Here is a 12,397-nt window from a genome sequence, read left to right as displayed (position 1 = left end):
GTTTTCCCATGAAGAGGAGATATGACCGTGATTGAATTCGTAAAAGGCTCCGTCGCCTATGTGTGCGCGGAATATATAACGTTGGATGTTTCGGGCGTCGGCTACAAAGTACATGTGCCTAACCCGTTTTTTTATCGTGAACAAGACGAACATGTAATCGTGTTTACGCATCATTATGTGCGTGAAGATCAACAGACACTGTACGGTTTCCGCTCACGTCGGGAACGCGAACTGTTCAATAAACTGCTCGGCGTCAACGGCATCGGACCGAAAGGCGCACTCGCCATCGTCGCCTCAGGCGATATGGACGCGCTCATCGACGCGATCGAGACCGAGAACGAGAAGTATTTGACGAAGTTCCCGGGTGTCGGCAAGAAGACGGCGAAGCAGATGGCGCTCGATTTGAAAGGCAAGCTGTCCGAGCTCGCCCCGGATTACGTACCGAATACCGGACTGTTCGCTCAAGGGGCCTCCGAACTCGACGAGGCGTGCGAAGCGCTCGTCGCACTCGGGTATTCAGAGCGTGAGATCACCCGTGTCCGCAAGGAACTGAATTCAGAAATATTGACGACAGACGCTTACATAAAGCGCGCCCTGCAATTGCTATTGAAATAAGGAGGAGACCATGGACGAACGATTGTTGTCACAATCCCATCAACAATATGAAGACTCTGAAGAGTGGAGCTTGCGTCCGCAAAAGTTCGAGCAGTACATCGGACAGGAGAAGGCGAAAGGCAACTTGTCGATCTTTATCCAAGCCGCGAAGCTCCGCAGCGAGACACTCGACCACGTCCTCCTTTACGGTCCTCCGGGACTCGGAAAGACGACGCTTGCCCAAATCATCGCCAACGAGATGGGCGTCGGCATCAAGACGACGGCCGGCCCAGCCATCGAACGCCCAGGTGACCTCGCCGCAATCCTGTCGACGCTCGAACCGGGCGACGTCCTGTTCATCGACGAGATTCATCGCTTGAGCCGCACGATTGAAGAGATTCTCTATCCGGCGATGGAAGACTACTGTCTCGACATCGTCTACGGACAAGGCGAGATGGCGCGAAGCGTCCGCATCGATTTACCGCCGTTCACGCTCGTCGGCGCGACGACGCGGGCCGGCATGTTGTCGGCGCCGCTCCGTGACCGCTTCGGTGTGACGTTGAAGCTCGAATACTACGAGCCGCATGAGCTCGCCGCCATCGTCAGTCGGACGGCCCAACTGTTCCGCCTGTCGATCTCACCAGAGGCGAGCGGTGCCATCGCGAAACGTGCACGCGGTACGCCGCGGATCGCCAACCGGCTGTTGCGCCGAGTTCGTGATTTTGCCCAAGTGGCGGGAACGAAAGAAATCGATCCGGTGCTCGCCTCAGACGCGCTCGACCGGTTGCATGTCGACGCCCTCGGGCTCGACGAAGTCGACCATCGGCTGTTACGGGCGATGGTCGAACGGTTCGGCGGTGGACCGGTCGGACTCGAGACGCTCGCCGCGACGATTGGGGAGGATGCCCAAACGATCGAGGACGTGTATGAGCCGTACTTGTTGCAACAAGGTTTTCTGCAACGGACGCCGCGCGGCCGGATGATCACCCAGTACGCAAAGACGCATTTTGGCTATGAAGAGGAGTAACGATATGCAAGACATTCAATTGAACGTAAACGACTATGATTTTGACTTACCGGAAGAACTGATCGCCCAAGTACCGCTTCTTGACCGGACGAGCTCACGACTGCTCGTCCTCGACCGCGACACGGGCGATATCGAGCACCGTCATTTCCGTGACGTGCTCGACTACTTGCAGGCAGGCGACGCTCTCGTCGTCAACGACTCGCGCGTGCTCCCGGCCCGATTGTTCGGGGCGAAGCAGGAGACGGGCGGGAAAGTCGAGCTTCTTCTTTTGAAGCAGACGGAAGATGATGTCTGGGAAGCGCTCGTCAAACCGGCGAAAAAAGTCCGAGTCGGCGCCATCGTCGAGTTCGGCAACGGGTTGCTCCGGGCCGAATGTGTCGAAGAGCTGCCGGAAGGGGGACGCCGCTTCAAGTTCGATTACGACGGCATCTTCTATGAGATTTTAGATGAGCTCGGCACGATGCCGCTCCCGCCCTACATCCGTGAACAGCTCGACGACCAAGACCGTTATCAGACGGTGTATGCCCGTGAACGCGGGAGTGCGGCCGCACCGACGGCAGGCCTCCACTTCACGGAAGAACTGCTCGCAGCGGCAGAGGCGAAAGGCGTCAAGCTGATCCCGCTCACGCTCCACGTCGGTCTCGGTACGTTCCGCCCCGTCACGGCCGATACGATCGAAGAGCACACGATGCACAGTGAGTATTTCGAACTGTCGGCCGCTTCGGCTGAAGCGCTCCGCGATGTCCGTGCAAGCGGCGGCCGCGTCTTCGCCGTCGGGACGACGTCGACCCGGACGCTCGAAACGATCGTGCGCGACCATGGGGGTTTCGTCGAGTCATCGGGCTGGACGGACATCTTTATCTACCCAGGCGTCGAGTTGAAGGCGATTGATGGACTGATCACGAACTTCCATCTGCCGAAGTCGACACTCGTCATGCTCGTCTCGGCGTTCGCGTCGCGCGACATCATTTTGAACGCGTACCGCACGGCGGTACAAGAACGTTACCGCTTCTTCAGCTTTGGGGACGCGATGCTCATCACGAGGAAGGAAGAGAACAAATGACCAAACACGCAGTCACATACGAACATATCCACACATGTAAACAGACGGGAGCGCGGCACGGAATCGTCCATACGCCGCACGGCTCGTTCGAGACTCCTGTCTTCATGCCGGTCGGCACGCAGGCGACCGTGAAGACGATGGCCCCGGAACAAGTCAAGGCGATGGGAGCGAACATCATCCTCTCGAACACGTACCACCTTTGGATTCGTCCAGGACATGAGGTCGTCAAACAAGCCGGCGGCCTTCATAAGTTCATGAACTGGGACGGCGCGATTTTGACGGACTCGGGCGGCTTCCAAGTCTTCTCGCTCGCCGACCTTCGCAACATCCAAGAAGAAGGCGTCCATTTCCGCAACCACTTGAACGGCGACAAGTTGTTCTTGTCACCGGAGAAGGCGATGGAGATTCAAAACGCGCTCGGTTCGGATATCATGATGGCGTTCGACGAATGCCCGCCATTCCCGGCGACGCATGAATACATGAAGAAATCGGTCGAGCGGACGAGCCGTTGGGCAGAGCGTTGCCTCGCGGCACACGAACGTCCGGAAGACCAGGCGTTGTTCGGTATCATCCAAGGCGGCGAGTACGAAGATCTCCGTCGTCAAAGTGCGGCCGACCTCGTCTCGCTTGATTTCCCAGGTTATGCCGTCGGTGGATTATCGGTCGGTGAACCGAAAGACGTCATGTACCGCGCACTCGAGTTCACGACACCGTTCATGCCGGAGAACAAGCCGCGCTATTTGATGGGCGTCGGTTCACCGGATGCGTTGATCGAAGGCTCGATTCGCGGCATCGACATGTTCGACTGCGTCTTGCCGACCCGGATCGCCCGCAACGGGACGCTTATGACATCGAAAGGCCGCGTCACGATCAAACATGCGAAACATAAGACGGATTTCGGACCAATCGACGAGAAGTGCGATTGCTACACGTGTAAGAACTATTCGCGCGCGTACGTGCACCACTTGATTCGCGCCGACGAGATGTTCGGGCTTCACCTCTGTTCGACACACAACCTTCACTTCCTCGTGAACTTGATGAGTCAAGTACGTCAAGCCATCCGCGAAGACCGTCTCTTGGACTTCAAGGAAGAGTTTTTCGAAGAATATGGGTATAACAAACCAAACGCCAAGAATTTCTAAATTGTTCTGACAGCGATTATGTGACAACGTTTCAGTTTCACGGTATAATGAACCTGATATTGAAGGAAAGGGTGAATTTTACGCATGGAAACTCTCGTAGCACTATTACCGATGATCCTTATTTTCGTCGTGTTCTACTTCTTGTTGATCCGTCCGCAGACGAAACGTCAGAAAGAAGTACAATCGATGCAAAACGCGCTTGAGCGTGGGGATCACGTCGTAACAATCGGCGGCCTTCACGGCGTCGTCCACCAAATCGAAGATACACAAGTCACATTGAAATGTGACCAGTCACTCCTCAAGTTCAATCGCAGTGCGATTGCTGAAGTGACGAAAAAAGGCAACTCATCATTCGCCGAGTAACCAAACAACGCCTGACCATCACTGGTCAGGCGTATTTTTTTTGTCATACTTTGAAAAATGATTTATTTTTGACAAACTTCGTCAATCCGACGAATCATCCACCTGTTTTCCAAAAATTAAATTGAATCGTGAAAACGTTTGCATTATCGTCAAGTTGAGAAGAATTGGAAAGAAGGAGAAGAAGACATGGATGTGAAACGATTGCTACGCCCACTCAAAAAATGGAAGGTACGACGTCGCCCTGACCGCGTGAAAGGACGCTCGTCGATGCGCCGTAAGATGGCGATGGCGCTCGTGCCGACACTGATCGCTTTATTGATCGTCGGTGCGCTCGGCTCGTATCAATTACAGAACGCGACGTCAGAGTATGACCGCGTCTTGAACGAGCGGCTCCAAGATATGCTCGTCGCCGAAGATTTGGCGTTGACCGTGACCGATGCCGAGCGTTATTTGAACTACTACCTGCTCGTCTCGAACCCGAAAACGTTGATTAGCCTTGAGGCTTCCCAAACGAAACGGGACGAATTGATGAATACGCTCCAACAGTCGACAGAAGATCCGAAAGTGCTCGCCTGGCTTGATGATCTCGAGAAGTTCAATCAACATCTCGACACGGAGATGGCGCGCGTCATCGACCTCCGTCAACAACAAGACGAGATCGGATACAAGACGGTGCTCAATACGAGTGTGACACCGACGACGGATCGTGTCCGAATGACGGTGACCGACCTCGTCACGTATCAAGGCGAAGCGCTCGCCGCTGAGTCGGAAGCGGTCCAGGCGAGTGCCGGGCAATCGATCATCTGGATGATCGTCATCAGCATCATCGGCGTCGCTGTCGGTCTACTTTCACTAGTAGCCCTCCAAAAGCTGTTCTTGAAGCCGATCAATCGACTCGTCAGCGAAGCGCGCGTCGTTGCCGAGGGAGACTTGACCGGAGACGATATCGAGGTCGGTTCAAACGATGAGCTCGGTGACCTCGTCACGGCGTTCAACGATATGAAACGGAACCTCGTCGGCCTGATTCGCCAAGTCGGTGCAGCCTCGGATAAAGTGACGGCCTATTCGGAAGAGCTGTACGCCAGTACGGACCATGTCGCCACGACGACGCAAGGTGTAGCCGGTCTATTCGAACAGATGAACCTTGCCGCCCAAGTGTCGGCGAAACGGGCCGAAGAAGGGACGTCCGGCGTCAATCAAGCCGTCGTCGGCTTGAACCAAATCGCCGCTGCCTCGCAAGGCGTGAACGAGCAGACGATTCATACACTCGAAGCGGCGAGTGGGGGACTGGAGACAATTCAGTTGGCCGAGCAGCAAATGCGGGAGATTCAACAAGCGAACGACTTGACGCAACAGATGGTCGAGCGCTTATCGAATCAATCGCTCGAGATCGAGAAAATCACGCGTTCGATCACCGCCATCACGGAACAGACGAACCTGCTAGCCCTAAACGCCGCGATTGAAGCGGCCCGGGCCGGTGAACACGGGAAAGGGTTTGCCGTCGTCGCGGCCGAGGTCCGAAAACTCGCCGAAGAGTCGAAACAGTCGGCCAAACAGATTCAAGCGGTCGTCGCCGACATTCAGCGCGACACGTCGGAAGTAGAAGCGGCGTTCGACGTCACAAGCCAGCATGTGACGAGCGGCGTCACCCAAATGGGAGAAGTCGCCGGTGCGTTCCGTGAGATCGTCTCTGTCATTCAAGAGACGTCTCGTCAAATGAGTGAGATCGCGGCGGCGACGGAAGAAGTGAGCGCGAACACGACCGAGGTAGCGGTCTCGGTCGAGGATATGTCGACGAATGCCGTGTCGACGCAACGAAGCGTGGAAGAAGCAGGCGCGAACGTCGAAGAACAGCTCGCCGCCATTCAAGAAATCAACGGCATCGCCGAGACGATGAGCCATATGTCCGTCGAGTTGAAAGATCTTGTTCATTTATTCAAGGCATGAAAACAGCGTCTCCTCGACAATCGGGGAGACGCTGTTTCGGTTACATTAACAAAATCAGACTGGCTGCCATGACCATCATACCGGCGACCATGCCGTACACCGCATGGTGGGCCCGTCCGTATTCACGGGCAGCTGGGAGTAACTCGTCGAGCGAGATGAACACCATGATGCCGCCGACGCCTGCGAACAAGAGGCCGAACACCGTGTCACTCAAGAATGGCATCAAAAGAAGGAAACCGACGACCGCTCCGAGCGGTTCGGCAAGTCCGGACAAGAAGGACAGTTTCAGCGCCTTCTTCCGAGAACCGGTCGCATAATAGATTGGGACCGAGACGGCGATGCCTTCCGGAATGTTGTGTAATGCGATGGCGATGGCGATGGCGAGACCGACCGCCGGGTCATCGAGGGCCGAGATAAACGTGGCCAAACCTTCCGGAAAGTTATGGATGGTGATGGCGAGCGCCATGAACAGACCCATTTTATGAAGCCGTTGTTTCGTCTCTTGGTTCAATGGGACACGTTCGGTCGCCGTCGTCGCAAGTTCCTGGGACGACGGGTCGTTTTGCATCGTCTCGACAAATTTGACTTCGTGTGGGTTTTCCGGAGACGGGATGAACTTGTCGATCAAGGCGATCAACAACATCCCGCCGAAGAAGGCGAGGACGGTATAGAGCGTCCCGGCCTGCTCTCCGTGGGCCCCGACGAGTTCATCGAGCGCTTTCGGAAAAATCTCGATAAAGGATACGTAAATCATGACCCCGCCTGAGAAGCCAAGGGATACCGACAAGAATGCCGTGTTGGTCCGTTTGGCGAAGAAGGCGATCATACTTCCGATCCCCGTCGCGAGTCCAGCGAACAGCGTCAGTAAAAAGGCATAGAGTATCGTACTATCCATTAGAAAGGACTCCTTTGCATGTAGTGTGTAAGTTGATAATCACATCATAGCTCAAGTTTTGCCCTAATGCAACTTTTAGTCGCAAGTGCAAAAAAGCGTGGGAAATCAACGTGTGGGTGTTACAATTTCAGGAAAACGATTGATAAATGTTTAGAATATTTGTAATGTTAACGAGAGAAGTTTTTTTACGAGAACATGTGTTTAGAAAGGAAATAGTCGTATGTACAAAAAAGGGAATATCGCGATCTTTGCGGTCATCATGATTGCAACGATTCTACTCGCCGTCTTCACGACACCTTGGGTCGAGAAGAACACGAACCTCGGTCTCGATTTAAAAGGCGGGTTTGAAGTGCTGTATGAAGTGCAACCGCTCGAAGACGGCGATGTCATCGACCAATCGGCGATGAATGCAACCGTTCGCGCTATCAACAACCGGGTCAACGTGCTCGGTGTGTCCGAGCCGGACATCCGGATTGAGGACAGCAACCGCATCCGCGTCCAGCTCGCGGGCGTCTCGAACCAAAACGAGGCGCGAGAAGTCCTGTCGTCGACGGCGCAACTCACGTTCCGCGATGTGGACGATAACGTTCTTCTCGACGGGAAAGACCTCGCACCGCGCGGGGCATCCGTCAGTTATAACCAACAAAATCAGCCTGTTGTCGAATTGACGCTTCAGTCAGCGGAGAAATTCGGTGAAGTCACGTCGCAAATCGCGCAACGTCAGCCACCAGAAAACCGCCTCGTCATCTGGCTCGATTATGAGGAAGGCGACACGTACGAAGAAGAGATCCAAAAAGAGAACTCGAAAATCGTATCGGATGCGTCGGTCACTGGACCAATCATTTCGGATAAAGCGATCATCTCAGGTGGCGGCATCGACGCCGAGAGCGGTCAACGCCTGGCAGACATCTTGAACGCCGGGGCACTCCCGGTCAAACTTGAAGAGATTTACTCGACGTCGGTCTCGGCCCAATTCGGTCAAGATGCACTTGAGAAGACTGTATTCGCTTCGGTCATCGGTGTCGTCGCTATCTTCTTGTTCATGTTGTTCTTCTATCGTTTACCCGGTCTCGTCTCGATCATCACGCTCATTTTGTATATCAATTTGATTATGTTGTTCTTTAACGGCATTAACGCCGTCTTGACGCTCCCAGGGATTGCCGGTCTCGTTCTCGGTATCGGTATGGCAGTCGATGCCAACATCATCACGGCCGAACGAATTAAAGACGAACTCCGCTCAGGGAAGTCGGTCCTATCGGCGTTCCGTGCCGGTAACCGTCGCTCGCTCAGTACGATCATCGATGCCAACTTGACGACGCTCATCTCGGCAGCGGTCTTGTTCTATTTCGGAACGAGTTCCGTCAAAGGGTTCGCGCTCATGCTCATGATCTCGATCGCGATGACGTTCATCTCGAACGTCTTCATCTCGCGCTATTTGATGCACCTCCTCGTCGCAAGTCGTCTCTTCGACAAGCGCAAAGGCTGGTTTGGTGTGAAGGAGAGTGAAATCCGTGAACTTTAAGCTCACTGAATTAAACTATATTAAACCGATGCGCACGTTGTTCCTCATCTCATGTGCCGTCGTCATCATCGGACTCGGGATCTTGTTCTTCCGCGGCTTGAACCTCGGAATCGACTTCGCGTCTGGAACGCGGGTCGAAGTCCAGACCGAGTCGCAAGTGTCGCAAGACGATTTAGCGGCCGCCTTCACCGAGGCAGGCGTGGATGAAGACATTTCGTCCGTTCAATATGCAGAAGGCGGGACGCTCGCGAACGTGACGTTCGTCGGGCAGCTCACTCAAGATGAAGTCGCTTCGGTGAAGACCGTATTCACGGAGACGTTCGGGAACGACCCGAACATCAGCACCGTCTCAGCCGAAGTCGGTCGAGACATCGCCCGTAACGCGATTTACGCCGTCTCGCTCGCATCGCTCGGGATTATCTTGTATATCACGTTCCGCTTCCAATTCTCTTACGGTGTCGCCACCGTCGTCGCCATGCTCCACGATGCGTTCTTCATGCTTGTGGCGTTCTCGATTTTTGGCATCGAGGTCAACTTGTACTTCGTCGCCGCGATCTTGACGATTATCGGGTATTCGGTCAACGATACAATCGTTACGTTCGACCGGGTGCGCGAGAACATCCAAGCGTATGAGAAAGAACGAAAAATCAAGACGATGGACGAGTACCGTATGCTCGTGAACAAAGCGATTCAAGAGACTATCGTTCGCTCGATCAACACGGTCGTCACTGTATTGTTCACCGTCATCGCCTTGTACATCTTTGGTGCCGAATCGATTCGCGGCTTCTCGCTCGCGCTTCTCGTCGGTCTCATCATGGGAATGTACTCGTCGATCTTCATCGCTTCGTACCTTTGGTTGCTCATCAAAGGCATGTCGCTCAACAAAAAGAAATCAGCTGCCCTAGAGGCGTAACCACTGGTCTCCCGAGTCAATCGGGGGACCTTTTTGAATGTCAAGACGGCACTTCACTCGCTCGTTCTGATATAATCTACAATTGATTGGAGTGAGGCATTATGTATCATGCGAAGAAACGTTGGGTGTATCCGGAGATGGATACGGCCGCGGTTGAACAGTTACAGACAGAATTGAATATATCGGAGCAACTCGCGACGCTCCTCACACAACGGGGGCACCGCGACGTCGAGGCGGCCAAGGCGTTTTTATACGTCGAGGATGAATTGACGTTCCACGACCCGTTTTTATTTGAACAGATGCCAAAAGTCGTCGAACGTGTGAAACGGGCGGCCGACGAAGGCGAGATGGTGCTCATATATGGTGACTATGACGTCGATGGTGTCAGCGCCTCGGCCGTCATGTGGCACGCCTTGACCGAGATTGGCGTCATGGCGGAATGCTATATCCCGAACCGGTTCACCGAAGGATATGGGCCGAACAAAGAGGCGTTCAGCTGGGCCGCCGGTGAAGGGTTCACCCTCATCATCACGGTCGACTGCGGCATCTCGGGGATTGAAGAAGCGGCGCTCTTGAAAGAGCTCGGTGTCGATTTGATCATCACCGATCACCACGAACCGAAAGAGACGTTACCGGATGCATTCGCTATCATCCATCCTCATATCGACCCGTCGTATCCGTATGACAAACTCGCCGGGGCAGGCGTCGCCCTCAAAGTGGCGCACGCCGTGCTCGACCGGATGCCGGACGAGCTTCTCGACTTGGCCGTCCTCGGCACGATTGCCGATCTCGTCCCGCTCGATGGGGAGAACCGTTTGCTCGCCAAGCTCGGACTCAAGGCGCTCGATGATTCGAAACGCCCGGGTATTTTGGCGCTCCGTGAAGTGTGTGCGTTGACGGACGGGACATTGAACGAGGAATCGGTCGGGTTCGCGTTCGGTCCGCGCATCAACGCCGCTGGTCGTCTCGACTCGGCGATGCCGGCGCTCCAGATGTTGCTCGCCGAGAGCGAGGAAGAAGCGCTCGCACTGGCACAACAGCTCGACAAACAGAACAAAGAACGTCAAGACATCGTCAAGACGATCGCCAAAGAAGCGACGGAACTCGTCGAGGCCTCGATGACGGACGACCGCGTCCTCGTCGTCGCCAGCGAACGATGGAATCCGGGTGTCGTCGGGATCGTCGCCTCACGACTCGTCGAGGCGTACTATCGTCCGGTCATCCTGTTGTGCCACGACCCGAAAACAGGGAAGGCGAAGGGGTCGGGCCGTTCGATCGACGGTTTCGACTTGTTCAAAGAACTGTCGAAAAATGAAGACATCTTGCCGCACTTCGGCGGACACCCGGCCGCAGCCGGGATGACCTTGTTATCGGAAAACGTGGCCGAACTGCGCCGGCGTCTGAACGAACAGGCCGAATCGATTCCGGACGAGACGTTCGTCGCCCGCGTGAACGTCGACTTGAAACTTGACGTGAACGACGTGTCGCTCGACTTGATTGCAGAAATCGGCAAGCTCGCCCCGTTCGGGATGGGTAATCCATCACCGCGTGTCGTCGTGGCAGACGCTAGACTTCGCGATATCCGTCAAATCGGGCGCGACAACACCCATTTGAAGGTTCAGCTCGCCGGGGATAAGCGGGAACTTGATGGCATCGGCTTCGGTTTCGGTCACGTCGTCTCTGAAATCTCGAAGATGGCCCACGTCTCGGTCATGGGCAGTCTGCAAGTAAATGAATGGAACGGGATGCGCAAGCCGCAGCTCATGATTCAAGACATCCGTGTCGACGGGTTCCAAGTGTTCGATTATCGGGGCAAGAAAAATTCGCTCGACGAATTGAAACAGCTCCCGGGCGACACGACGTCGTTCATCTCGTTCCAAGGGCGGGACGACTTCCCGCTCCACGACCTCAGCACGCCGCTCAAGCCGTTTGTCGTCTTGCTCGATTTGCCGGACGAGGAAGACGTATTGGCGGACTTGTTGACCGAGGACGTCGAACGCATCTACTGTGCGTTCGGACAAGGCGGCTCGTTCTTCGAGAAGTTGCCGACGCGTGAAGATTTCCGAACATACTACGTCCACATGGCGACGTGCGAACGGAAAAACCTGCGCGAAAACTTGATTCGTTTGTCAATCGAGCGAAAATGGTCAAAAAATACGATTCAATTTATGCATCAAGTATTCTCTGAACTCGAATTTCTTGTTACAATGGAAGACGGACTGCCTGGAGTGAATCCAGAAGCGCCGAAACGCGATTTGACCGAAGCGCCGTGTTATAAGCGCCGGGTCGGACGAGTCCAACTCGAGGAGCGTTTCATCTATGCGTCGTTGGCAGAACTGAAAGAGCGGTTACAATCATTGCGATCGAACAAGATGCAGGAGGCTTACACATAAAATGGATTTCAAACAGCATATTAAAGAAGTAGCGGATTACCCGAAAGAAGGGATCAGCTTCAAGGACATCACGTCACTCATGCAAGACGGCCCGGCTTATAAAAAAGCGGTCGACGAGCTCATCGCTTACGCACAGGAGCGCGGTGCTGAACTCATCGCCGGCCCTGAGGCACGCGGTTTCGTCGTCGGTTGCCCGGCAGCATACGCACTTGAGCTCGGGTTCGTCCCGGTCCGTAAAGAAGGCAAGTTGCCACGTGAGACGGTTCGCGTCTCTTACGGACTCGAATACGGCACAGACATTTTGACGATGCACAAAGACTCGATCAAACCGGGCCAACAAGTCGTCATCTTGGATGACTTGCTCGCAACAGGCGGAACGATCGAAGCGACAATCAAAATGATTGAACAGCTCGGCGGCGTCGTCGCTGGGATCGGATTCTTAATCGAGCTTGATGGACTTGGTGGACGTGAGCGTCTCGAAGGATACGACGTGTTCTCACTCATCCGTTACGAAGATTAATCAAAGGGAAGCGATGGC

At 54.7% G+C, this 12,397-nt stretch carries 9 protein-coding genes and 1 pseudogene; 9 read left to right on the top strand and 1 reads right to left on the bottom strand.

Translation table 11 applies throughout. The annotated features are described in order from the left end of the window. Positions 1-27: 27 nt before the first annotated feature. The 6 genes from ruvA to FED52_RS09685 all read left to right on the top strand — a co-directional run bounded on the left by ruvA (position 28) and on the right by FED52_RS09685 (position 6,136). Positions 28-615, top strand: coding sequence for a Holliday junction branch migration protein RuvA (gene ruvA, locus FED52_RS09710; RefSeq protein WP_034776877.1), 588 nt, complete (start codon positions 28-30; stop codon positions 613-615). Between the two features lie 10 nt (positions 616-625). After that, a complete protein-coding gene (gene ruvB, locus FED52_RS09705; RefSeq protein ID WP_034776878.1) occupies positions 626-1,621 on the top strand; it encodes a Holliday junction branch migration DNA helicase RuvB in 996 nt (331 codons plus the stop codon). Positions 1,622-1,640: 19 nt separating this feature from the next. After that, the gene (gene queA, locus FED52_RS09700) at positions 1,641-2,684 is read left to right on the top strand and encodes a tRNA preQ1(34) S-adenosylmethionine ribosyltransferase-isomerase QueA (RefSeq protein ID WP_138860325.1); all 1,044 of its coding nucleotides are present in this window, start codon (positions 1,641-1,643) and stop codon (positions 2,682-2,684) included. Continuing rightward, positions 2,681-3,826, top strand: coding sequence for a tRNA guanosine(34) transglycosylase Tgt (gene tgt / locus FED52_RS09695; RefSeq protein WP_021066897.1), 1,146 nt, complete (start codon positions 2,681-2,683; stop codon positions 3,824-3,826). The genes queA and tgt overlap by 4 nt, the downstream gene beginning before the upstream one ends. A gap of 84 nt (positions 3,827-3,910) precedes the next feature. Further along, positions 3,911-4,189 carry a preprotein translocase subunit YajC gene (gene yajC, locus FED52_RS09690; RefSeq protein WP_021066898.1) on the top strand — a complete coding sequence of 93 codons (279 nt, stop codon included), beginning with the start codon at positions 3,911-3,913 and terminating at the stop codon, positions 4,187-4,189. Between the two features lie 186 nt (positions 4,190-4,375). Next, complete coding sequence (locus FED52_RS09685; protein WP_128122910.1) at positions 4,376-6,136, top strand: methyl-accepting chemotaxis protein; 1,761 nt, start codon at positions 4,376-4,378, stop codon at positions 6,134-6,136. Positions 6,137-6,176: 40 nt separating this feature from the next. On the opposite strand, the gene zupT is transcribed toward FED52_RS09685, so the two are convergent. Next, a complete protein-coding gene (gene zupT / locus FED52_RS09680; protein ID WP_034776881.1) occupies positions 6,177-7,031 on the bottom strand; it encodes a zinc transporter ZupT in 855 nt (284 codons plus the stop codon). A gap of 220 nt (positions 7,032-7,251) precedes the next feature. Between zupT and secD the strand changes: the two are divergent. The 3 genes and pseudogenes from secD (at position 7,252) to FED52_RS09660 (ending at position 12,379) form a co-directional block, all read left to right on the top strand. Further along, positions 7,252-9,466, top strand: a pseudogene (secD, locus tag FED52_RS13995) (protein translocase subunit SecD). 101 nt (positions 9,467-9,567) lie between these two features. Next, on the top strand, positions 9,568-11,859 hold the full coding sequence (gene recJ, locus FED52_RS09665) for a single-stranded-DNA-specific exonuclease RecJ (RefSeq protein ID WP_138859730.1): 2,292 nt from the start codon (positions 9,568-9,570) through the stop codon (positions 11,857-11,859). A 1-nt stretch (position 11,860) separates the two neighbouring features. Next, positions 11,861-12,379: an adenine phosphoribosyltransferase gene (locus FED52_RS09660; RefSeq protein WP_034776883.1), complete on the top strand. Its 519-nt coding sequence runs from the start codon at positions 11,861-11,863 to the stop codon at positions 12,377-12,379. The last annotated feature ends 18 nt before the right edge of the window (positions 12,380-12,397 follow it).

Origin of the sequence: Exiguobacterium mexicanum, from assembly GCF_005960665.1 — a bacterium.
GTDB classification, from domain to species: domain Bacteria; phylum Bacillota; class Bacilli; order Exiguobacteriales; family Exiguobacteriaceae; genus Exiguobacterium; species Exiguobacterium mexicanum_A.
This window is presented reverse-complemented; position numbering and strand designations above follow the sequence as displayed.